This is a genomic window from Sphingopyxis sp. SCN 67-31, assembly GCF_001725095.1.
On the sequence record NZ_MEFH01000019.1, the window covers coordinates 1 to 20,789 of the forward strand.

A 20,789-nucleotide genomic window follows, 5' to 3' on the forward strand; every position below is an offset into this window, starting at 1 on the left:
GTCGAGACACTTGTCGGCCTTGCGCCACGCTGATGGGTGTCTCGACTTCGCTCGACACGAACGGAACGATAGGCGGATTTACGGCCCGACGCCCTAACGGCAGCCCCGCTGCCAGTCGAAGAACACGCCCTGCCATCCCCACCCCGACTGGTGGACCACCTCGGTCAGCACATGCGCCAAATTGGCGGGGTTCGCCGCGGCTTCGCTGTCGCCCACGATCTCGACGCGATCGTCGGCGATGCGCGGGGCAATCTGGCGCCGGATCGCTTCGTTCGGCGGGGTCAGCGTCAGGCTGGCGTCGTAGATGATGTCGGCGTCGGGGTGCGTGCCGTCGCGCGGGCGCAGGCTGCTGCTCATCCGCGCCTCGCCGGCGTTCATCGGCTTGTCGCCGCGGACCAGCGACACCTCGCGCGCCCGCACGCAATGACCGGCGGAAACGAAGGTCAGCCGCACCCCGATCGTCCGCTTGCCGCCGCGAAAGTCGCGCGTCACCAGCAATTGTTCGGGCCGGTCCGCCGGGCGCTCGACGTGAAGGTTCAGCCCGGCATTCGCCAGCGATTCGATCCGCCGCTTCAGGCGCTGCTCGGGCAGCGGCATGGCGCCGGGCGCGGGCGGCACCCACGCCGTCCAGGCGGCGAGCCACAGCATGAAAACGGCCATGATCGCGAAATAGGCGACGCCGAAGGCCACCATGAACCGCCATTGCGCGAACCAGTTGTCGGGGCCGCTTTGCATCACGTAAACAGCGGGGACGAGCGCCCCGAACATGGTGAGCGCCCAGGCCGTGATGCCGATCTGCGAACGGTCGGTCCCCCACGCGGTCACGCCGCCGATCAGCAGCGCGACCGGCAGGAACAGGATGACGATCGCGGTGGGCGTCATCAGGCCGTCGCGCAGCCACAGCCAGCCCAGCGCGCCCGCGCCCGCGAGTAGCAGCAGCAGCGCGGCGACGATCACCGGCGGGCTCGACAGCCGGCTCATCGCGTCTCGCCGCCCGTCACCCGGCCGGTGATGGCAACCGCGCCTGCCTCGATTCCGCCGGGGATGTCGCCGCGCCGGAAACGGGGCAGGATCACGCCGTCCATGATCTGCTGCGCGGCGGCGTCGGGCAGGCGGTCCGACAGCTCGCGCCCGACCATGATCCGCGCCTGCCGTTCGTTCGGCGCGACGAGCAACAGGATGCCGCTGTCCGCGATGCCGCGGCGGTCGGCGACCGTCGCGGCAAAGCGGGCAATGTCGATCCCGCCGAGCGAGGGCGTGGTGACGATGACCAGCGGATGTCCGCTTCGCTGGTCGAAGGCCGTCAATACGGCATCGAGCCGCGCCTTGCTGTCGGCGGACAGGATGTTCGCTTCGTCGGCGATGCGCCCCTGCACGATGCGGAAGGCGACGCCGCCTTCGCCTTGCCGCACGGCATCGGCGGGGCTGCTGGTGCCCAGGTCGATACGGACGATGCGCGGCGGCTTGTCGGGGCCGTCGATCGGCACATACCGGATGCGCGCGGCCATCCCGTTCGTCAGCCGGACCGCCGGTTTCTCCTCGGTGCTGCCGCGATTGGCGAAGCCCGCTTCCAACGCACCCCAATTGATGCGGAACGCGACGGGGCCGACGGAAAAATATTCGTAATGGCTGTAAGCATGGGCGTCCGAACTCTTGCGCTTCCTGCTCACGCGTTCCAGGCGCCAATCATGGATCGGCCCTTCGACCTGCCGGGCCTCTCCATTCGCCACCGCCTGCGTGACGCGGCGCTGGTCCCACCACGGCACCGCGCCCGACGCGAGGACTGTGAAGACGCCGATCGCCATAAGCGGATAGCTTGTCCAGCCCGCTTTGCCGAAACCCCATTTCATCACCGCGCCGGCAATGATGAATGCCAGCCCGATCAGCGGGAACTGCAAGCCGACGCTGTCGCTCGCAATGTCATAGACGGTCGTATAGGTCATGGCCGCGCCCCGTTCGCGCGTCTCAATCCTTCAGATAGCGGTCGCCGCATGCGGCCATCGCGTCAACCGGCGGCCCCCACCGCACCGCCTTGGCCAGCGCGCGCATCGCGATCTCGCCGATATGATCGTCATCCTCCGCCGGATAGACTTCGCTGTTCGACAATTGCTCGAGCTGGCCGTTGAGCTTGACCCAGGTCGCGGTGCGGGGATCGGGCGCGATGTCGCTTTGCGCGAAGATTTGAAGCACCACGGTCGACAGCACATAGCATTGGATGCGCGTGTCGCGGGTATCGGGCGGCAGGCCCTTGAACGCGTTCGCCTGCGTTTCCGGGAACGCCGTGGCGCAGGGGCCGGTGTAGCTTGCGGCATTCTTGTCGGCGACGAACCTGTCCTGCAATCCCTTGTCGCGCGTGCCGATGCGCTCGATCCTGGCGACGACCTTGGCCGGGTCGTCGAGGTCGCCGTCCGTCCCGGCGAGCAGCGCGAAATGCAGCGCCTGGCTCGCGGTGTCGAGCGGGACGGACCCCTTGCCGACCTTTTCCTGCGCCAGCGCCATGGTGGCGCCATAGCAGAGCGAGGCGCTTTCCGTCCGGTCGGCGGGCAGCTGGACGGCGGGCGCGCCGCCGCAGCCGGAGAGGGTCAGGCCCGCGCAGGCCGTGATTCCCAGCGCCGCGCTGTACCACGTCGTCGTTCGGTGCGGCTTGCCATGCATCTCGATTCCCCCGCTAAACTCTGTCCTCGCGTTGGCCGACCATGGGCGCGGGATCGTCGGCTGTCATGGACCATGCGGAACCGGCATGGGATTTTACGGCACTCGCGGCCTCCGCCTCAGGGGGGGGAGCGGCCGTGCCGGTGCGTCCGCATCGGGTTCCGCCCCGTCCGCGACGGCGGATCGCGAAGGCGCTACGATGAGCCCGTGGCGCCGATCGATGCGGAGGAAAGCGAATGCCCCATGCCCGATGGATAGCGGTCGGCGGTGCGATCGCGCTGGCGGCGGTCGCTGCGCCGGCCGGGGCGGAGGATGGCGGACGCGGTGCCGGCTATGCCGCCGAAGGGCCCGCCTTCGACCTGCCGGCCGACATGCGTGTCGAACGGCAGGAGATGCATGTCGCGCTCGATTCGATCCGGCTCGTCTACGTCTTTCATGCATCGACGCGCCGGACCGTCCATTTCCGCTTCGTCCTGCCCGCCATGCCGGTCGATGCCAGCCCCGACGCCATCGGGCTCGACGGGCAGGGCGAGGTCGCCGGGCTTGCCGCCGACCGGCGTCCGCTCAACTATCTGGACCTGTCGGTGCGCGTGAACGGCGCGCCGCTGGCGCTCTCCGGCCGCGGGCGTGCGCTGCATCGGGGCAGGGACGTGACGCGGCAATTGCTCGATGCCGCCGTGCCCCTGCTCTACCATTTGGACGAAGAAGCGCCGTGGCGCCGCCTTCCGGCCCGCACCCAGGCAATGCTCGACGCCGACGGCCTGCTCGTGCTCGACACCGCGGACTGGAGCTATCAGGCGGATTTCGAATGGGATCAGCGCTTCGAGCCGGGGGATACGCGGGTCGAGATCCGCTATGTCCCGGTCGCCGATTACTGGAGCGACATCAATTCCGCCGAATTTCCCGAGATAGCCCCCGGCGGCCCGGCGACGCGGACCTATTGCATCGACGACGCGCTGCGCCGGGCCTATTTCCGCCATCCGGCCTACGACCTCTTTACGATCGCCCACGGCTGGGCCGCACCGGCCGGACGGCACGGCCGGGCCGCCCACTATCGCCTGGTCGTCGACAAGGGCGCCGCCGCCAACATGGTCGCCTTCTGTCCCGCGGCGGCTCGAAAGACCGCCGCGACGACATTCGAATGGTCGGCCGCCGACGTCAAGCCAGACCGCTCCTTCGGCGCCCTCTTCTTCATCGCCCCCGATCAATAGCGGGCGCGCAGCGTCAGATAGAGCGAACGCCCCGGCTCGGGAAAACCGTCGGTCAGGCTGTATTCCTCGTCGAACAGGTTGCGCGCGCCGACGCCGATCTCGATCTTCTCGGTGACGGCATAGTCGATGCGCAGCGCCGTGTTCACATAGGAACCCGTGCGGTAATAGCGCGCCGGCTGCGATGCGGGCGTTGCGGTGAACAGCGTCCAACGGCTCGATGCGATCTCGACGCTCGGCTGGACGTGCAGGCCCGCCAGCGGCGCCCAGTCGGCATAGATCAGGCCCTTGTGCGTCGGCACCCCGGTGGGCCGGAACCCCGGATTGGCGGCATAGGACAGGTCGCGCTTGATGACCGTGTAATTGGCCCCGAGGTCGAGGCCGGGCGCGAGCGTCGCCGACAGCGACGCTTCGGCGCCGTAATATTCGCCGCTGCCGACGTTCCGGCTCTGGTTGAGGTTGGTGAGCACGCAGCCGGGAGTCGGCGTCGCGGGCGGCGTGGTCGACGCGGTGCAGGGGTAGCCCGGCGTCAGGACGCCGAAGATCGCTTCGTCGACCCAGCTGTAGAAGATCGCACCGTCGACCCGCACGCCGCCGGCCGTCCAGCTTGCGCCGATTTCGGCGTTGGTCGCGCGTTCGGCCTTCAGTTCGGGGTTGGGGATGGCGGTGTTGAACCGCTGGCTGAAGCGCTCGAAGATCGTCGGGAAGCGCGCACGCGACGACAGGCTGGCGTGCAGCGTCAACGCGTCGCCCGCGTCCCAGTCGAACCGGCCCTGCAGGTTCCAGGCGTCAGCGTCGCGGCGCGGATATTGATAGAGGACCGCCGGGGTGCCCGAGGTTCCGAGCGGCGAACCGAACTCCTCGGCACGCTTGAGGTCGCGCCAGTCGAAGCTGCCTCCGACCGTGAAGCGGAGCGCCGTCGTCAGGGCAAGCTCGTTTTGGAGCGCGATGGAGAAGGTGTTTTCGGTCTGCGTCTGCCGCGGCTCGGTCGACGGCACGCCCGCCGTCGAGAAGCTCGTCTGCGCCTCGACATGCTTGTCGTGACGGTAATGGAAGGCGAGCCGCAGCGTGTCGGCGTCGCTCATCCGGAAATCGAGCTGCGCCGACCCGCCCCAGGCCTTGTCGAAATAGGGGCTGTCGAACGCGAAGGGACGGCTCTGCGTGGATTGGGTGCGGTCGTTGAACGAGCGCAGCATCGAATCGAAGCGGTTGTAATAGGCGCGCGTCTTGAGCGTCGCGCGGTCGCCGAGCGCCGTGGTCGACAGGAAATAGATGGATTCGATTTCCCACTTCGGCCAGGTCCAGAAACGCGGCGTGTTGACGAGGTCGCTGACGTGCATCGGCGCGTTCTTCGATCCGTCCTGCCGCGTGTAGCTGATCGCATATTCGTCGCTTTCGTTCGGCGTGAAGCCGAGCTTCACATTGGCGCGCCAGTCGCGGGTCCGCGAAAAATCGCGCTCGCCGCCGTCTTCGAGCGTCGGGACGATCGGCGTGAAGCTGTCCGGCAGATCCCAATGGTCGGTGAAGCTGCGCGCATAGCTGGCCTGCGCATACCAGCGCTCGTGCCGCGTCCCGATCAGCGCCGACGCCGAATAGCCGGCATAATCGGCGTCGTTGTCGAACGTGACCATGCCGCGCACGTCGATGTCGAGCGCCTTGGTCGGGCGCCGCGTGACGAGGTTGATCGCGCCGCCCATCGCGCCCGGCCCGTCGAGCACCGACGCATAGCCCTTCGCCACCTGCACCTCCGAGATGTCGGTGGTCAGGAAGCGGCCATAGTCGAGCCGGTTGTCGGCGGGCAGGTACACGCGGATGCCGTCGATCGAGAGCGGCACCTGGAACCGGTCGAAACCGCGGACGAAGACGAGGCGTTCGTTGCGCGTGCCGCCGCTGTTGCCCGCGACGACGCCGGGCATCAGGTTGATCGCATCGTCGAGCGCGGTGCGGTTGAACTTGTAGATCGCCTCGCGCGACAGGCTTTCGCCGTCGATGCCGATCCCTTCGCTTCGCGGCGCGGTGACGACGATCTGCCCGAGGGCGAAGCGATCGTCGCCGGTGTCCGGCGCGCTCTGGTCCTGCGCCTGCGCCTGCGAGGTCGCGAGGCAGCCTGCCGACAGCAGGAGGGAGAGTATGGTCCGCATGATTTACCCCTTTTTTTCTCGCCGAATCACTATATACGGCCATATATAGTGATATCGCACGGAGGAAAGATGTGATGCGCCCTTCTCTGCTTTTATTTTCCCTTGTTCTCCCAATGGCTCTCCCGCTGGCCGCCGGCAGCGCGCTGGCGCAGGCTCCGGCCGGCGCCGATCCGGCCTGTGCCGGAAAGCCGCCGGCGGCGCTGCCCGCGTCGCTCGCCGATTGGCGGACGCCCGACGCGATGAAGGCGGCGGGGAATGCGAAGACCGCGGCAAAGGCTGCGCTGAAGCCGGGGGCCGCGGTCCGCGCGACGCTGCTGCCGACGCCGAAGGTCGCCTATCCGGTCCGCCCTGAAAAGCCGGGGGGAACGGTCAGCTATGGCGGGCTGTTCCGCTTCACGGTCGCCCGCGAAGGCGTCTGGCGCGTCGCGCTCGGGTCGGCGGCCTGGGTTGATGTGGTCCTGGACGGCAAGGCGATGCGGTCGGTCGCGCACGGCCACGGCCCGGCCTGTTCGGGGGTCCGCAAGATGGTCGACTATCGCCTGACCCCCGGCACCTATACGCTTCAGGTCGCGGCGAACGGTTCGGACAGCCTGACCCTGCTGGTCACGCCGCAACCGTGAGACGGCTGTGGGCCGCGGCGGCGCTGCTGCTCGTCGCGGCCGTCGCGCCTGGCTGGCAATGGCCGCAGGACACCGGGTTCGATCCCCCACCGGTGCCCGCGGACAATGCGATGAGCGCCGCCAAGGTCGAACTCGGCCGACGGCTCTTTTATGACGCGGACTTGTCGAGCGACGGGACGCTGGCCTGTTCGAGCTGTCACGAGCAGCGGCACGGCTTCGCGGACAGCGTCGCGACGCGGCCCGGCGTCGGCGACCATGCGGGCAAGCGCAATGCGCCGGGCCTCGCCAATGTCGCCTGGCTGCCGCGGCTGACCTATGCCGACCCCGGCGCGACCAGCCTCGAAATCCAGGCGCTGACGCCTCTGCTCGGCGAAAATCCCGTCGAGATGGGGATGAAGGGACGGGAAGCGGAGCTTGCCCGGCGGCTGAAGGCGGATGCCTGCTATCGCCGGTCGTTCGCCAGAGCCTTCCCCGATTCCCGAATCACCGTGCCCAACGTCGTCGCCGCGCTGGCTGCGTTCCAGCGGACGATGATTTCGTCCGATGCGCCTTACGATCGCTTCCGCCGCGGCGACGCCGCCGCGCTGACCGGGCCGCAGCGCGAAGGCGAACGCCTGTTTCGGACCAGCGGGTGCAGTTCGTGCCACGCGGGTCCGCACCTGACCGACGCCGCCTATCATCGGCTTGGCGATCCGGCCCCGTCCGACGCGGGGCTGGTCGAGCAAACGGGACTGGAGGAGGATCGCGGGCGCTTTCGCACGCCGTCGCTGCGCAACGTCGCGATCACCGGCCCGTGGTGGCACGACGGCACGGCGACCAGCCTGGAGGACGCCATCCGCCGTCATCCGGTCTCCCTGGCCGATCGGGACATCGCGGCGCTCGTCGCTTTCCTGCATGGCCTGACCGACGAACGGTTCCGCACCGATCCGCGGCTTGCGCGGCCCGATACGGCTTGCGGCAAGCGATTATGAACTTTCGGTCTGATGTGCCGCGGGAAGCGGTTCGGACCGTATCATCCCGGCCAGGCGATCGCACGACGGCCCTGTGATGCTGGCGCGTGCCGAAGCCTGTATGGCCCGATAGGCGGCAAGCACCTGCTGTCCGGTGTCGGTCAGCCGGGCACCCCGGTTATGGCTCCCTCCCGCCACCGTCTGGACCAGCCGCTCGTTCCAGCAGCGATTCATGACGTCGACCAGCAGCCAGGTGCGCCGATAGCTCATGCCAAGCGCGCGGCCGGCCGCCGAAATCGAACCATGATCCTGAATCGCTTCGAGCAGGTCGGCCTTGCCGGGACCCATCGCGATTTCGTCGCCGCACAGGAACTGGATCTTGATCTTGAAGGGAGGTTTTCCGGACATACCGCATGATAGGCCCGAAATGGCGCCCATCGCAATCGGCGTTGCCATGCGCCGGGTTTCGATCCCGGCGTCGCCGTGCGCAAGTCGGGATCAGCAGGGAAGGGCGGCTCCGCCGATACCCCGGCGCGCCCGCGCCAGCAGCACGCGGGTCGAACGCACCGCACTGTCGAGCATCGCGGCCACGGCCCCCGTATCGGCGAACCGCGCGCCGCGATCGCCTGCCCCGTCGAGCAGGCCGAGCAGCATTCGCTCGTCCGCGGACAAGGCTGCCGACTGGCCCGCGACGAGGCGGCGGCCGAGCGCCAGTTCGTACAGCATCAGCAGGCTGTCGAATGCCGGGGCAAGCATCGCGCCGCGCGCCGGCGCCAACAGCTTGTGCAGGCGCTGCTGCACCGGCGCGCCGGCATCGCGCGCCGCCCGCCAGCATCGCAGCGCCGCCGGGACGAGCGTCGCTTGGGGATCGGACAGGTCGGCAATCGGGGAAGCCGGACGAAGCGCAGCCATGGCCTTGCCTTCCTTTGCTGGGGTGTCAGTTCCGGGTATAATATTTGCGAACGATTCGCAATAAGAAACTATGCGCCGGCGGTGCGATCGCCGCTTTTTATGTCGGAAGTGCGCTGGATCAATTTCGGCCGGAGCGAAACACCCTACTCTTTGCTTCCAACAGCCAAGGGGCGAATGCGGCATGTTCGACACATCACTGGCAGAGCAGATCTGGACCAAGAAATATCGCTTCCAGCCGATCGAGGGCGGCGGCGACGACAGCGTGCAGGCGACATGGACGCGCGTTGCCCGCGCCATCGCCGCGAACGAGGCGCCGGCCGAACAGGCGCGCCGCGAGCGGGAGTTTCTGGAGGCGCTGACCGATTTTCGCTTCATTCCCGCCGGCCGTATCCTGGCCGGGGCGGGGACGGCGCGCAACGTGACGCTGTTCAACTGTTTCGTGATGGGGGCGATTCCCGACGACCTCGACGGTATCTTCGCGCATCTGCGCGAGGCGGCGGTGACGATGCAGCAGGGCGGGGGGGTCGGCATGGACTTCTCGTCCATCCGCCCCGCCGGCGCGGCGGTTCGCGGCGTCGGCGCGCAGGCTTCGGGTCCGCTCAGCTTCATGGACAGCTGGAATGCGATGTGCGGCACCATCATGGCCGCGGGCCAGCGGCGCGGCGCGATGATGGGGTGCCTGCGCATCGACCATCCCGACATAGAGGCGTTCATCGACGCCAAGCGCGACCCCGCGCGCTTCCGCAATTTCAACCTGTCGGTGCTGGTCAGCGACGCCTTCATGAAGGCGCTCGCCTGCGACGGCGAATGGCCGCTCGCCTTCGGCGGCGCGGTGCATCGCACGGTCGGCGCGCGCGACCTGTGGCGGCGGCTGATGCAGGCGACCTACGACGTCGCCGAACCGGGGGTCATCTTCATCGACCGAGTGAACCAGCAGAACAATCTCGCCTATTGCGAGGATATCCTGGCGAGCAACCCGTGCGGCGAACAGATGCTGCCCGCCTATGGCGCCTGCCTGCTCGGCTCGATCAACCTCGCCCGGCTGGTCCCGCAGCCCTTTTCGGCGCATGCCGCGCTCGACGAGGAGGAATTGTCGGCGCTGACCGCGACCGCGGTCCGCTTCCTCGACAATGTGATCGACATCTCGCGCTATCCGCTGCCGCAGCAGGAGGCCGAGGCGAAGGCGAAGCGTCGCATCGGGCTCGGCGTCACCGGGCTCGCCGACGCGCTGCTGTTCTGCAACACCGTTTATGGCTCGGCCGACGCGATCGCGCTGACGCAGCGTTGGCTGGGCACCATCAAGCAGGCCGCCTATCGCGCGAGCGCGCATCTGGCGGCGGAAAAGGGGCGGTTCCCGCTCTACGATCCGGCGATCCTCGACCGGCCGAACCTGCGCTCGCTCGACGAGGCGACCCGCACGCTGGTCGCGGAAAACGGCCTGCGCAACGGCTGCCTCACCTCGATCGCGCCCACCGGCACCACGTCGCTGCTCGCGGGCAACGTCTCTTCGGGCATCGAACCGGTCTTCGCCTACAGCTACAGCCGCAAGGTCCGTCAGGCCGATGGCTCGACGCGCGAGGAGGCGGTGGAGGACCACGGCTATCGCGTGTGGAAGCAGGTGAAGGGCGACGAGGCGCCGCCCGACGCGCTGTTCGTCAGCGCGCAGTCGCTCGACCCGTCGGATCATCTGGCGATGCAGGCGGCGGCGCAGCCCTTCATCGACAGTTCGATCTCCAAGACCGTCAACTGCCCCGAGGACATCGATTTCGAGGCCTTCGTCGACATCTATTCGGAGGGCTATCTGCTCGGCTGCAAGGGGCTGACGACCTATCGCCCGAACGACACGACCGGATCGGTGCTGAGCGTCGCCCCGGCGGCGCCCGCCGCGCCCGCGGCCGAGGCCGAATTGCAGCCGCGCCCCGAATCGCTCCATGGTACGACCTACAAGATCAAATGGCCCGACAGCGCCCATGCCGTCTATGTCACGATCAACGACATCGACAGCGGCGGGACGCGGCGCCCGTTCGAGATCTTCATCAATTCCAAGAATATGGAGCATTATTCATGGACGCTGGGGCTCACCCGGATGATATCCGCGGTGCTGCGCCGCGGCGGCGACATCGCCTTCGTCGCAGAGGAACTGAAGGCGGTGTTCGATCCGCGGGGCGGAGCGTGGATGGGGGGCCGTTACGTTCCGTCCCTCCTCGCGGCGATCGGCGACCTGTTCGAGCGGCATCTGGAGGCGCTGAGCGGCCGCGAGGGGCCGCGCCCCGACCCGGTCGACGGCGCCCCGGCCAAAGCGCGGGTCGCGGTTCCCGCGATCTGTCCGCAATGCAGCGCGGCGGCGGTGCAGCGCACCGAAGGCTGCGACAAATGCCTCGAGTGCGGCTATTCGCGATGCGGCTGACCGGCCGGGCCTGACGCCCCGCGCGGAGCGTCACGCGGGGCCTGCGGTCGGGGTCAGGCGGCGATGCCGCAGGCCAGCGCGCCGATCCCGCGTGGGTCGAGAATCTCGATCAGCGTCAGCGAATGCGAGCGGATGACCCGCGCCTTGCGCAGGTTAGTGAGTTCGCGGCTCACCGTTTCCTTGGTCAGCCCCAGATAGTCGGCGATGTCGCCCCGGCTCATCGGCAGCGGAACCAGATTCGCCCCGTCGCGGCCGCGGAATCCGGCGCGGCGCTGAATATCCGACAGAAAGCCCGCCAGCCGTTCCGCCGCGGTCTGGCGGCCGAGCGTCACCATCCTTTCCTGCGCGATGGCCAGTTCGGCGGTCGCGCGCCGATAGCGCGCCTCGGCCAGCGCCGGATAGTGATCGACGAACCATTCGAACCGCCGCTTCAGGACGCGGCACAGGGTCGTGTCGCCGATCGCCTCGGCCGCGAAGCCGTGGCTTTGCTGCGTCTCGAAGCCGACGAAATCGCCGGGGAACAGAAAGGCGACGATCTGCCTGCGTCCGTCCGACAGGATCGCGTAAAGCTTGACGACGCCGCTGGTCAGGCTGAACACGCAGTCGGCGGGGTCGCCCTGGTGGAACAGCGTCTGCCCGGCGGTCAGGTGCAGCCGGCCCCCCTGGTTGCGGAAATCGGCCAGCGTCTCGACATCCAGCGCGCGGCACAGGGCCTCGGCGCTGACGTCGCAACTGCGGCAGGGGTGGTCCTTCGACAGCATCGCGCGCTTCGTCATGATCGGCTTTCCCGCGGCATGTTTCTCCCTGCCGCTCGCCCAACGGGCCGGCTTTCGCAATCGCAAATCGCTGTCCGATTGATATGAATCAAGTGCAGGATGCGCGGCCGCCCGGACGCTCCGCGCCGGTCGTTTTCGCTCTTTCCCGTCGCCGCCTTTTCGTCAGGTCGAGGCGGCGTGCAGCCGGGCCGGCCAATAGCGATGCCCGGCGATTCCGTGCCAGAATCCGTTGGAAAAGGGCGCCCCGATATCGAGGGCCTCGATCCGCTCGGCCGCCTGCGCGGCATCGGTGCGCCCGGCGGCGCGGTCGGCGAAGATCGTCGCCACCGCCACCATGTCGACGCCGTGCGGCATCAGGCGGTAATGGTCGATGCCCATCGCCCGCATCTCGTCCAGCTCGGCGATCAGGTTGACATAGCTGTGCGACAGGGTCTGGATGCCGTTGATCGCCAGCATGGCCTGGCCGTCGAGGGTGCGCAGCGGCATGCCGTCGGGGTCTTCGCCGCAGACGAACTGGCAATCGTCCTTGGTGCGCCGGTGCGCGCGCGCGTGGTAGCAGCGGGCCGAAACCGCCAGCGACGCGCGCCCGAACACCTGCACCTCGGTCGCTGCGCCGAGGTCGGCGGCGGTCCGCGCCAGCCCCTCGGCCGCGCCGCGCGGCAGTTCCGCGGGCAGGGTGAAATGCGCCGCCCCGGCGCGCGCGAGATACGCCATCGAGCGTTCGTTGTAGACGTTCATCATCGGCCCGATGCGGTGCGGCCGACCACTCGCCGCGGACAGGCCGGCGGCGTTGTTGACCTCGACCGGATAATCGGTCTGCGCGCACAATTCGGTGATCGCCCGGCGTTCGCGCGGCAGCACCACCTCCGCCAGCGTCGACAGCACGACCTGCTTGCCCGCGCGTTCGAGCCGCTCGATCACCTCGGGATAGTGGCGGTCGAAAAAGGGGCTGCGCTTCGAACAGACGACCTCGCCCAGATAGACGGTGTCGATCGGGGCCTCGTCCGCGATCCGGGCATAGAAATCGCGCTTCCGGTCCGCATCCCAGTGGAACAGGATCGGGCCGAGGGTCAGTTTCGCCGTGGACATCGCCGTCACCGCCATTTCTTGGTCGCAAAGGCGCCGTGGGTCTGCTTCTGCCCCTCGGTCAGCGCGATCAGGTCGGCGGATGGCGGCGTCTGCCCGGCCATCACCGCGTCGATCGCGGCGCGAAAGGCGCCGACCACCGCGCCGACATAGGCGCGCGACCGCTGCCGCCCCTCGATCTTGAAGGCATCGACGCCCCCGCCGATCAGGCTGGGCAGCATGTCCATCAGATTCAGGCTGACGGGCTCCTCGAAGGCGTAATAGGGATCGTCGCGCACCGGCGCGCGATACCGCCCCTTGCAGATCGTCGGATAACCCGCCTGCTGCCCGGCCTCGAAGCGGTCGATGACGTGACAGCCCAGCTGCGCGGTGAGGGCGCCGTTCTCCGCCCGCTGATAGTGGACTTCCGAAGCGGGGGAACACACCCCGTCCATGTTGGTCGAGCGGCCGACGGCATAGTTGGTGAGGCTGCACCGGCCCTCGACCATCAGGCCGTGATTGCCGAACACGAACGTCTCTATCTCGCACGGAATCTCGGACTTGAGCTGGCGGATTTCGGGCACCGTCAGGATGCGGGGCAGCACGACGCGCCGGACGCCGAACCGCTCGCAATAATAACGGATCGCCTCGGGGCTGGAGGCGGCCGCCTGCACAGACAGGTGCAATCGGCAGCCGGGATGATGATCGGCCAGATAGGCCGCCACCCCGATGTCGGCGACGATGAAGGCGTCGATGCCCATCGCCGCCCCGTCGTCGGCCGCCTGCTTCCACAGGTCGAACCGGCCCGCCGGGGGAAAGGTGTTGAGCGCGAGCAGCACTTTCGCGCCCCTGGCATGGGCATAGCCGACCGCCGCCTGCATCTCATCGGGCGTGAAGTTGAGGCCGGAGAAGTTGCGCGCGTTGGTCGCATTCTGGAAGCCGCAATAGACGGCGTCCGCCCCGGCATCGACCGCCGCGCGCAGCGTCGCGGGGGTTCCCGCCGGACAGATGAGCTCCGGGCTGCCGGTCATCGGCCGCCCCCGCGGTTCGGCCGGGCGTGGCGCCGGCGCAGCAACGCCCAGGCGATCCGGCTGGCCGGTCCCAGCGCGTCGGCCACCCGGTCCGCGATCGACCCCTCGACATCGTCGATCGCGTTGCGCAGGCACACCACCGCCTCCAGATCGCCGCCGATGTCGAGGTCGCGCGAGAAGAAGAGCGCGTCGCCGTCGCGCTGGGCGTCGATCAGACCCAACAGGTCGCGGAGGCGGCCCGATATGCGCGTGTCGTGCGGCGGCTCGGCGCGGCGCGGCCAGGCGACCAGTTCCGGCCGGTCGGGGTCCGGCCGCAGCAGCAGCACGAAGGGCAGGTCGCGGGCGTCGATCAGGAATCGGCTGTGCCGATGCGGGCCGAGCCGCTCGAACAGTTCGGGAAGCGTGCGCGTGACGTCGCGGACGATCCGGTTCAGGATCGGCTGGATCATCACCCGTATCGGCGAGGGCGGAGGCGACCGAAGCGGCTCGAACCGCCGGCGCGGGGGAAGGGTGGGCGCGATCAACATGCGGCACGCCTATCACGCCGCGCGACACCCGGAGTGACATGGATCAAGCGGCTCGCATATGGCGGGCGGCGAAGCGGGTTTGCGCGGGCCACCGCTATCCCTCGTCATGCTGAACCTGTTTGGCAATTATCCCTTTTCGACAGGCAACCGTTCCCCGGCGAAAGCCGGGGTCCACGCGGCGCAGCACTATGCCATCTGGACCCCGGCTTTCGCCGGGGAACAGCTCCTTACTTGCCTGACGGAATCCCTGATCTGACCCCGCGACAAGCACCGCGTAAACCGAAAAGGCGGACCGTGGATGCTGAAACAAGTTCAGCGTGACGGATGGGGGAATGACGACGGATTCCACTGAACCCACCACCGTGGCCCACGCGCCGTTGACCGCTCCGACCGGGCGTGGAAGGATCGCAGGGTGATCGCCGCTCCCATGCCTCTTGCCGCCGTCCCGTCCCTTGGCCTTTGAGCGTCCCGCCATCGTGATCGCGGCGGGCGGGGATGGCGCGCGCATCGGCGGCGGCAAGCCTGCGCGGATGCTCGGCGGGCTGCGGCTGATCGACCATGCGGTGGCGTGGGCGCGCCGCCACGGCGATGCGGTCGCGCTGGCGGTGCGGCCCGGCGACGGCGATTGGGGCACCGGCTGTCCGCTCCTGTTCGACGGTCACCGCGATATCGGGCCGATCAGCGCGCTGGCGAGCGCGTTCGATCATGCGCGCGCGCAGCGCCGCCCCGCCGTGCTGATGATCGGCTGCGACATGCCCTTCCTGCCCGACGATCTGGTTGAACGCCTGTCGTCGGCGCTGGACGGCCACGGCGCCGCGCTTCCCGTCAGCCGCGGGCGCCTGCATCCCACCGCCGCGCTGTGGCGACCCGACAGCGGCGCGCTCGACGCCTATGTCGCGCGCGGCGGCCAGTCGTTGCGGCGCTTTGCCGGAGAGGTCGGGATGGCCGAAGTGGCGTGGGACGCCGCCGGGCCCGATCCCTTCGCGAACATCAACGATGCGGCGGCACTGGCGGCGGCCGAAGCGCGGATCAGAACGCCAGCGCGCTGACCGGTGCGCCGGGCTCCAGCGCCGCCTGGTCCGGCGGGCAGCGGATCAGGCAGTCGGCGACGGCGAGCGCCGCCTGCGCGCCGCTGTCCTGATTGCCGAGCGGCGTCAGGCCCGCCTCGTCCCATCGCGCGCGCGCGAAGGTTTCGCGCGAGCCCGTCGCGGGGAGCGGGGCGGCGAGCGGAAGCGTCCGCCAGCGTAGCGCCCGCTCGACGCCGCGCGCCTGCAACTGCGCGAGCAGCGGCACCAGGAACAGCCGCGCCGTGACCATCGCCGACGTCGGATTGCCCGGCAGGCCCAGCACCCATCGGCCGCGCGCCCGGCCCAGCCACACGGGCTTGCCGGGCTTGATCGCGACCTTGGCGAACAACAGGTCCAGCCCGTGCGGCGCGAACATCGGTTTGGCGAAATCGCGTTCGCCCACCGATGCGCCGCCCGTGACGATCACCACGTCGGCCTGATCGAGCGCGCGGTCGGCCAGCGCCTCGAGCGTCGGCAGGTCGTCGACGCCCGTCGCGCGGCTCACGACCAGCGCGCCCTGTGCCTGCGCCATCGCCATGACGCCGAAGGTCACGCTTTCGGGAATCGCATCCTCGCGCTCCAGCGCGCTGCCCGGCGGCGCCAGTTCGTCGCCGGTGCCGACGATCGCGACGCGCGGCTGCCGGATCACCGCCACCTGCGCGGTGTCGGCCGCGGCGGCGGCGATCATCGCGCGCGGCGTCAGTTCCGTGCCGGCGTCGAGCAGCAGCACCCCCGCCGCGAAATCGCTTCCCGCCGCGCGCACGTGCCAGCCGGGGCCGTATCCTTCGGCGAAGATGACGCTGTCGCCTTCGCGCCCGGCATATTCCTGCATGATGCAGCGGTCGGCGCCGTCGGGCATCGGCGCGCCGGTGAAGATGCGCACCGCCTCGCCCGGCGCGACGCGCCCCGCGAACCCCGCCCCGGCACGCGATTCGCCGATCACGCGCAGCGGCGCCCCCGGCTGCATGCCCGCGTCGACGATCGCATAGCCGTCCATCGCGGCGACCGCCCGGCGCGGCGCGGCGGCGCGCGCGTGCAGCGGCTTGGCCAGCGTGCGACCCGCCGCTTCGGCCAGATCGACCCGCTCGGCGGCGAGCGGCCGGACCTCGCGCGCGATGCGCGCCACCGCGTCGTCGAAACCCGTCATGGCTTGCGCATCGCGCCCGATCGCCCGCCATCCTTCGCCGTCACCCGGATCGCCTCGATCGTCATCGTCTTGTCGACCGCCTTCAGCATGTCGAACAGGGTCAGCGCGGCGACCGAAACGGCGGTCAGCGCTTCCATCTCCACCCCGGTCTGCCCGCTGGTGCGCACCTCCGCCCGGATGCTGAAGCCGGGCAGGCTGTCGTCGATGGCAATCTCCACCAGCACCTGCGACAGCGCGAGCGGATGGCACAGCGGGATCAGCTCGGCGGTGCGCTTGGCGGCCATGACCCCGGCCAGTTCGGCGGTGGCGATGACGCTGCCCTTGGGCGTTTCGCCGGCGCGCACCTTGTCGAGCGTCGCCGGCGCGCAGAGGAGTTCGCCCCGGCTCTCGGCCCGGCGCGTCGTCACCGGCTTGTCGCCGACGTCGACCATGCGCGCGCGCCCGGCGGCATCGATGTGCGACAGGTCGTTCATGCGCACAGTCCGGCGAGGCGCGGCACCTGTCCGGCGATCGAACAGGGACGGTGGCGGCTGTCGAACTCCGCGGCGAGCACGAGGTCCCACGCATCGCGGCAGGCGCCGGTCGAACCGGGCACGCAGAAGATGAAGGTATCGTCCGCCTGGCCCGCGAAGGCGCGCGATTGCAGCGTCGATACGCCGATGGTTGTCATGCTCGCCTGGTGGAAGACGACGCTGAACCCGTCCATCACCCGGCGCAGCAGCGGCATCACCGCCTCGGGCGTCACGTCGCGCGGCGTGAAGCCGGTGCCGCCGGTGCTGACGATGATGTCGATGCCGGGGTCGGCGATCCACGCCGCCATCCGGTCGCGGATCGCCTGCACCTCGTCGGTGACGATGGCGCGCGCGGCGAGCTTGTGGCCGGCCGCCGTCAGCCGCCCGGCGAGCAGCGCGCCGGAGGTGTCGGTCTCCATCGTGCGCGTATCCGACACGGTCAGCACCGCGATATGCAGCGGGTGGAAGGTCAGGCTGTCGTCAATTCCGGGCATGCGTCATTCCCATGTTGCGGCTTCCCAGCGCGCGACGGCCGAACGGTCGGCGTCGGTGGGTTCGATCCAGCGGCTTCCCTCGGGCGCCTCCTCGCGCTTCCAGAACACCGCTTCGGTCTTCAGCCGGTCCATCAGATAGTCCGCGGCCTCGAAGGCGGCGCGGCGGTGCGCGGCGGCGGTGGCGACGAAGACGATCGCCTCGCCGGGCAGGATGCGCCCCGCCCGGTGCACGACGAGGCTGCGGGTGATGCGAAAGCGCGCCCGCGCGTCGGCCGCGATCGCCCGCATCGAGGCGAGCGTCACGCCGCGATAGCTTTCCAGCACCAGCGAGGCGAGCGGCGCGCCGTCCTTTGCCGCGGCGCGCGCGTGGCCGGTAAAGCTGACGACCGCGCCCTCGCCGGAGAGCGAGGCCGTGAATGCCGCCAGCCGCGCCGCCGGGTCGATCGCGTCCGGCGTCAGTTCGACCTCGCCGGTCATCCGCCCGACACCGGCGGGAAGAGCGCCACGAGGTCGCCGGGCGCGACCCATGCGTCGCGCGGCGCCACGACCTCGTTGATGCAGGCGCGGATGCGGCCGCGCGCCAGCGGCTGCCGCAGCGCGGGATGCGTTTGCTCAAGCGCGGCGAGCATCGCCGTCACCGACAGGCCCGCATCGGGAACGGCGATCTCGACGACCCGCCCGCAGGGGTCGGCCAGCCGTCCGCACAGTTCAATCTGCAACCGGGCTTCCTTTCCGTCCGTCATGTCAGCCCCCGATGGATGCGAGGTGCGGCGTCGCGCCGCTGTTGTTCTGGTGCAGCCGGTGCGCCGGCGCCTTGGTGGCGGTGAGCGCGCGGATGCGTTCGATCAGCGCCTCCGCGTCGGCATCCTGCTGCAAAAGCGGCCGCAGGTCGAGCCCCCCGTCGCCGAACAGGCACAGATGCAGCTTGCCGTCGGACGCAATGCGCAGGCGGTTGCAGCTGGCGCAGAAGTCCCGGGCATAGGGCGCGATGATGCCGATCCGGCCGCGCGAGGCGGGGTGCGCATATTCGACCGCCGGCCCGGCGCCCGCCGCGCGCGGCAGCCGCCGCCAGCCGGCCTGCTCCAGCCGGTCGATCACCGTCTGGCCGGCGAGGTGGCGCGCCTTGAAGAAAGCGGTGTTGTCGTTGGTGCGCATCACCTCGATGAAGCGCAGCGACAGGTCGCGCTCGGCGATGAAGTCGGTCATCGCCGCCAGTTCGTCGTCGTTGACCCCGCGCATCAGCACCGCGTTGATCTTGATGCTGTCGAACCCCGCCGCGCGCGCGGCCTCGATGCCGCGCAGCACCTCGGCCAGCCGGTCGTGCCCGGTGATCGCGGCGAAGCGGGCCGGATCGAGCGAGTCGACGCTGATGTTGATCGCGCTCACCCCCGCGTCGCGCCACGCGGCGGCGCGGTCCGCGAGCCGATAGCCGTTGGTGGTCATCGCGATCCGGCGGATGCCGGGCACCGCCGCGATCGCGCGCGCCGCATCCTCGAAATCGGGGCGCAGCGTCGGCTCGCCGCCGGTCAGCCGCACCTTCCACAGCCCGAGCCGGGCGAAGGCGCCGACCGCGCGCCGCATCTCCGCCACCGACAGGTCGGCCGGGCGCCCGTGCCGCTTGCGATAGCCGTCGGGCAGGCAATAGGTGCAGCGAAAGTTGCAGACGTCGGTCAGCGACAGGCGCAGATATTCGAACCGTCGCCCGATGGCGTCGGTCAGGCCGCGGTCGCCGTCCGGCGCCGTGGTCAGCCGGTCGCGGATGCGCTCGATCGTCACTGCACCAGCGGCCCGTCGGCCATCGGCAGCGCGACGCCCTCGACCGTCGTTTCGCTGGCGATGATGGACAGATATTGCGCCATGGCGCGGCGCGTGCTCGCTTCCTCCAGATAGTCGCGGATCGTCGCCTCGACCGCATCGAAGGGAAGCTGCTGCCCGTCGATCCGCCGCCCGGCCCGCACCACATGCACGCCATAGGGGGAGCGCACGGGCTCGCGGCACAACTCGCCTTCGCCAAGGCCGAACAGCGCCTGCTCGAACGCGGGCACCGTCTGGCCGCGCCCGATCTGGCCGAGGTTGCCGCCCTGCGCCTTCGACGGGCAGGCGGAATGCTCGCGCGCCAACGCGGCGAAGCAGGCGGGATCGGCCTCGATCTTGCGGATCAGCATCCGGGCGTCGCCGACCGCCAGCCCATAGGCGAAGGAATCGGCGGGGTCCGCCGACAGCAGGATATGCTCCGCCTCGATCAGCGTCTCGCTGGCGAAGCGGTCGCGGTGGCGGTCGTAATAGCGGCGCGCCTCCACGCTGGTCGCTTGGGGGACGCGCACCGCGCCGGCCAGCAGCGCGTCGATGCGGGCGTCCTCCTCGGCCAGCGTGCGGCCGTCGGCGTCGGTGCGCTCGTCGGCCACGATGCCCTGGCGGTCGGCCTCGTCGAGCAGCAGCTGGCGGATGACGAGCGCTTCGGCGGCCGCCGTCCACGCGCTGTCGGCGTCCTGCGCCGGGTGGTTCTGCGCTTCGGCGGCGATCGCGGCGGCCGGGATTTCCACCCCGCCGACCCGCACCGCGGCGCGTTCTAGTGTGTCAGCCATGGCTCATGCTCCGCCGCGACCGGACGATCTGATAGCCGCCGCGCCACAGATAGCGCACGGGGGCCGAGAGCATGTGGACGAGGCGCGTGAAGGGGAAGATCAGCAGGATCGTCAGCCCCAGGAACAGGTGCGCCTTGAAGATCGGGTGCACGTCGGCGATGTAGTCGGCGGCGCCCGCGCGGAAGGTGAAGATGCCCTGCGCCCAGTTCATGAACTTGACCATCTCGCTGCCGTCGAGGTGCCCCGCCGACAGCGGGATGGTGGCGAGGCCGAGCGCCAGCTGGATCCACAGCAGCAGGATGACCATATTGTCGCTGAAATTCGATGCCTTGCGCACGCGCGGATCGAAGAAGCGGCGGTGGATCAGCATCGTCGCGCCGACGATCGCCATCACCCCTGCGACACCGCCGGCGACGATCGCCAGCAACTGCTTCGCGCCGTGGCTGATACCGAGCGCATCGAACAGCACGATCGGCGTGAGCAGGCCGACCAGATGGCCGAAGAAGATGAACAGCACCCCGATATGGAACAGCACCGATCCCCACATCAGCTGCCTGCGCCGCAGCAGCTGGCTCGACCCCGACCGCCAGCTATAGGGCTCGCGGTCGAACCGGATGATCGAGCCGATCGCCAGCACCGCCAGCGCGATATAGGGATAGATGCCGTAAAACAGATTGTTGAGAAAGGCTTCCATG

General features: G+C 69.5%; 24 protein-coding genes. 6 read left to right on the top strand and 18 right to left on the bottom strand.

The window, feature by feature from the left end:
• Positions 1-93 precede the first annotated feature (93 nt).
• From ABS88_RS03625 to ABS88_RS03635, 3 genes are read right to left on the bottom strand one after another with little or no spacing between them, the layout of a single operon-like run.
• Complete coding sequence (locus ABS88_RS03625) at positions 94-981, bottom strand: hypothetical protein (RefSeq protein WP_067186292.1); 888 nt, start codon at positions 979-981, stop codon at positions 94-96.
• Positions 978-1,943 carry a TPM domain-containing protein gene (locus ABS88_RS03630; protein ID WP_067186290.1) on the bottom strand — a complete coding sequence of 322 codons (966 nt, stop codon included), beginning with the start codon at positions 1,941-1,943 and terminating at the stop codon, positions 978-980. Before ABS88_RS03630 ends, ABS88_RS03625 begins: the two co-directional genes overlap by 4 nt.
• Before the next feature lie 22 nt (positions 1,944-1,965).
• Positions 1,966-2,655, bottom strand: coding sequence for a hypothetical protein (locus ABS88_RS03635; RefSeq protein ID WP_286749094.1), 690 nt, complete (start codon positions 2,653-2,655; stop codon positions 1,966-1,968).
• Between the two features lie 233 nt (positions 2,656-2,888).
• Between ABS88_RS03635 and ABS88_RS03640 the strand changes: the two genes are divergently transcribed.
• Positions 2,889-3,863, top strand: coding sequence for a DUF4424 family protein (locus tag ABS88_RS03640; RefSeq protein WP_067108153.1), 975 nt, complete (start codon positions 2,889-2,891; stop codon positions 3,861-3,863).
• Here ABS88_RS03640 and ABS88_RS03645 read toward each other — a convergent pair.
• Complete coding sequence (locus tag ABS88_RS03645) at positions 3,857-6,001, bottom strand: TonB-dependent receptor plug domain-containing protein (protein WP_286749096.1); 2,145 nt, start codon at positions 5,999-6,001, stop codon at positions 3,857-3,859. The genes ABS88_RS03640 and ABS88_RS03645 overlap by 7 nt on opposite strands.
• A 113-nt stretch (positions 6,002-6,114) precedes the next feature.
• Between ABS88_RS03645 and ABS88_RS03650 the strand changes: the two genes are divergently transcribed.
• Entirely contained in the window at positions 6,115-6,621 is a 507-nt protein-coding gene (locus ABS88_RS03650; RefSeq protein WP_210434176.1) for a hypothetical protein, read from the top strand.
• On the top strand, positions 6,618-7,592 hold the full coding sequence (locus ABS88_RS03655; RefSeq protein ID WP_286749099.1) for a cytochrome-c peroxidase: 975 nt from the start codon (positions 6,618-6,620) through the stop codon (positions 7,590-7,592). Before ABS88_RS03650 ends, ABS88_RS03655 begins: the two co-directional genes overlap by 4 nt.
• Here the strand turns inward: ABS88_RS03655 and ABS88_RS03660 are convergent.
• Complete coding sequence (locus tag ABS88_RS03660) at positions 7,587-7,979, bottom strand: winged helix-turn-helix domain-containing protein (protein ID WP_067108156.1); 393 nt, start codon at positions 7,977-7,979, stop codon at positions 7,587-7,589. The two genes, ABS88_RS03655 and ABS88_RS03660, sit on opposite strands and share 6 nt — an antisense overlap.
• A 90-nt stretch (positions 7,980-8,069) precedes the next feature.
• Positions 8,070-8,483, bottom strand: coding sequence for a hypothetical protein (locus tag ABS88_RS03665; RefSeq protein ID WP_286749102.1), 414 nt, complete (start codon positions 8,481-8,483; stop codon positions 8,070-8,072).
• Positions 8,484-8,664: 181 nt separating this feature from the next.
• Here ABS88_RS03665 and ABS88_RS03670 point away from each other — a divergent pair, with 181 nt between their 5' ends.
• Complete coding sequence (locus ABS88_RS03670; RefSeq protein ID WP_286749103.1) at positions 8,665-10,890, top strand: adenosylcobalamin-dependent ribonucleoside-diphosphate reductase; 2,226 nt, start codon at positions 8,665-8,667, stop codon at positions 10,888-10,890.
• Positions 10,891-10,943: 53 nt separating this feature from the next.
• Here the strand turns inward: ABS88_RS03670 and ABS88_RS03675 are convergent, their stop codons facing one another.
• The 4 genes from ABS88_RS03675 to ubiT form a co-directional block, all read right to left on the bottom strand.
• Entirely contained in the window at positions 10,944-11,666 is a 723-nt protein-coding gene (locus ABS88_RS03675; RefSeq protein WP_067186272.1) for a cyclic nucleotide-binding domain-containing protein, read from the bottom strand.
• Positions 11,667-11,828: 162 nt separating this feature from the next.
• Positions 11,829-12,755 carry a ubiquinone anaerobic biosynthesis protein UbiV gene (gene ubiV / locus ABS88_RS03680; protein ID WP_237234036.1) on the bottom strand — a complete coding sequence of 309 codons (927 nt, stop codon included), beginning with the start codon at positions 12,753-12,755 and terminating at the stop codon, positions 11,829-11,831.
• A gap of 5 nt (positions 12,756-12,760) precedes the next feature.
• Positions 12,761-13,762 carry a ubiquinone anaerobic biosynthesis protein UbiU gene (gene ubiU, locus ABS88_RS03685; protein WP_286749106.1) on the bottom strand — a complete coding sequence of 334 codons (1,002 nt, stop codon included), beginning with the start codon at positions 13,760-13,762 and terminating at the stop codon, positions 12,761-12,763.
• Complete coding sequence (ubiT, locus tag ABS88_RS03690) at positions 13,759-14,289, bottom strand: ubiquinone anaerobic biosynthesis accessory factor UbiT (protein WP_082737365.1); 531 nt, start codon at positions 14,287-14,289, stop codon at positions 13,759-13,761. The genes ubiU and ubiT overlap by 4 nt, the downstream gene beginning before the upstream one ends.
• Before the next feature lie 58 nt (positions 14,290-14,347).
• Here ubiT and ABS88_RS03695 point away from each other — a divergent pair, with 58 nt between their 5' ends.
• Entirely contained in the window at positions 14,348-14,545 is a 198-nt protein-coding gene (locus ABS88_RS03695; RefSeq protein ID WP_067186266.1) for a hypothetical protein, read from the top strand.
• A 196-nt stretch (positions 14,546-14,741) separates the two neighbouring features.
• Positions 14,742-15,338: a molybdenum cofactor guanylyltransferase gene (gene mobA, locus ABS88_RS03700; protein ID WP_158682322.1), complete on the top strand. Its 597-nt coding sequence runs from the start codon at positions 14,742-14,744 to the stop codon at positions 15,336-15,338.
• Here the strand turns inward: mobA and ABS88_RS03705 are convergent.
• From ABS88_RS03705 to narI, 8 genes are read right to left on the bottom strand one after another with little or no spacing between them, the layout of a single operon-like run.
• Positions 15,319-16,503, bottom strand: a complete 1,185-nt coding sequence (locus tag ABS88_RS03705) for a molybdopterin molybdotransferase MoeA (RefSeq protein WP_067186262.1) — start codon at positions 16,501-16,503, stop codon at positions 15,319-15,321. The two genes, mobA and ABS88_RS03705, sit on opposite strands and share 20 nt — an antisense overlap.
• Complete coding sequence (gene moaC, locus ABS88_RS03710; RefSeq protein ID WP_082797251.1) at positions 16,500-16,976, bottom strand: cyclic pyranopterin monophosphate synthase MoaC; 477 nt, start codon at positions 16,974-16,976, stop codon at positions 16,500-16,502. The genes ABS88_RS03705 and moaC overlap by 4 nt, the downstream gene beginning before the upstream one ends.
• Complete coding sequence (gene moaB, locus ABS88_RS03715; RefSeq protein WP_067186261.1) at positions 16,973-17,509, bottom strand: molybdenum cofactor biosynthesis protein B; 537 nt, start codon at positions 17,507-17,509, stop codon at positions 16,973-16,975. The genes moaC and moaB overlap by 4 nt, the downstream gene beginning before the upstream one ends.
• Positions 17,510-17,512: 3 nt before the next feature.
• Positions 17,513-17,986 carry a molybdenum cofactor biosynthesis protein MoaE gene (locus ABS88_RS03720; RefSeq protein ID WP_067186259.1) on the bottom strand — a complete coding sequence of 158 codons (474 nt, stop codon included), beginning with the start codon at positions 17,984-17,986 and terminating at the stop codon, positions 17,513-17,515.
• Positions 17,983-18,252: a MoaD/ThiS family protein gene (locus ABS88_RS03725; protein ID WP_076077125.1), complete on the bottom strand. Its 270-nt coding sequence runs from the start codon at positions 18,250-18,252 to the stop codon at positions 17,983-17,985. The genes ABS88_RS03720 and ABS88_RS03725 overlap by 4 nt, the downstream gene beginning before the upstream one ends.
• Position 18,253: 1 nt before the next feature.
• A complete protein-coding gene (moaA, locus tag ABS88_RS03730) occupies positions 18,254-19,285 on the bottom strand; it encodes a GTP 3',8-cyclase MoaA (RefSeq protein WP_234002497.1) in 1,032 nt (343 codons plus the stop codon).
• Positions 19,282-20,094, bottom strand: coding sequence for a peptidylprolyl isomerase (locus tag ABS88_RS03735; RefSeq protein ID WP_067186257.1), 813 nt, complete (start codon positions 20,092-20,094; stop codon positions 19,282-19,284). The genes moaA and ABS88_RS03735 overlap by 4 nt, the downstream gene beginning before the upstream one ends.
• Positions 20,087-20,788 (bottom strand): respiratory nitrate reductase subunit gamma, encoded by a 702-nt coding sequence (gene narI, locus ABS88_RS03740; RefSeq protein WP_067186255.1) that lies wholly within the window; start codon positions 20,786-20,788, stop codon positions 20,087-20,089. The genes ABS88_RS03735 and narI overlap by 8 nt, the downstream gene beginning before the upstream one ends.
• Position 20,789: the final 1 nt, after the last annotated feature.